The 992-nt window shown below is 37.5% G+C and carries 1 protein-coding gene and 1 pseudogene; both read left to right on the top strand.

Translation table 11 applies throughout. The features are described from left to right. Positions 1-681 (top strand): LbetaH domain-containing protein (locus tag ACFIMP_RS09735; protein WP_375686336.1); only part of this gene is annotated, 681 nt, incomplete at its 5' end. A gap of 82 nt (positions 682-763) precedes the next feature. After that, positions 764-992: pseudogene (locus ACFIMP_RS09730) on the top strand (hypothetical protein); the annotation flags it as partial.

Below are 992 nucleotides of genomic sequence, written 5' to 3'. Positions count from 1 at the left end.
GAATTTATTGATGATTGTGAATATATCGATGGTCATTTCTTAACTCGAATTAGAGCCTTAAGAGATTTTGATGATGTCAAAAAAGGCGATTTAGGGGGGTATATTGAAAATGAAAGCAACTTATCTCATGAAGGTAATTGCTGGGTGTATAATAAAGCTCGGGTCTTTCAAAATGCACGCGTCTTTGGAAATGCTAAAGTAAAAAGCTTTTTTGTTGATGTCTATGGTAATGCTCAAATTTATGGGAATGCTATTTTTGAAGGTATGACATTAAAGGACAATGCAAAACTGTCTGGTAATGCGCATGCTAGCAACGCCGTTGTAATTGAAGGCAATGCACAAATTTATGATAACGCCCGTGTCACTGATCATGCTCATATTTCCGATAATGCTGTCATTTGTGATGATGCTCATGTCGGAGGCAATGCAAAAATAAGTGGCTCTGCTTACATTTGTGATGAATCACGTGTTTTTGATGATGCCGTTATTTGTGATGCTCTTATCTCTGGTTCTTCATATATTCATAGCAATGCCTCTTTAACAGCTAATGAAGATATCTGTGATGATGCATATCCTGAGTTTGGTAGCGAAGATGATTATTATCGTCATGAGTATTATGCTGATTTTGAAGGGTATTATGACAATGATGATAACAGCGAATATGAAAGTGATGCTGCGTAAATGACACGCGCGGGCGCGGCGGGGGCGCCCTCCTTTAAACATCTCATTTAAAAATTTAAATCTCTATAAAGGAATTGTGCTCATGCAAAAGAAGTTTGCACTCACAAATGAAACGCGTGTAATTAATAATCATACCCTTTATCGCATTAAAGCATTAAAAGACTTTGCTGATGTTAAGGCTGGTGCCTTGGGTGGTTTTATTGAAAATGAAAGTAACCTCTCTCATGATGGCAATTGCTGGGTGTATGATGAGGCTCTTGTGTTTAAAAATGGTCACGTTTATGATAATGCAAGAGTTTTTGGCAATGCTG

It is taken from the genome of Bartonella sp. AP65SXKL, assembly GCF_042195725.1.
Lineage (GTDB): Bacteria > Pseudomonadota > Alphaproteobacteria > Rhizobiales > Rhizobiaceae > Bartonella.
The sequence above is the reverse complement of the archived record's forward strand: the minus strand, read 5'-3'. Positions and strand labels throughout refer to the sequence as shown.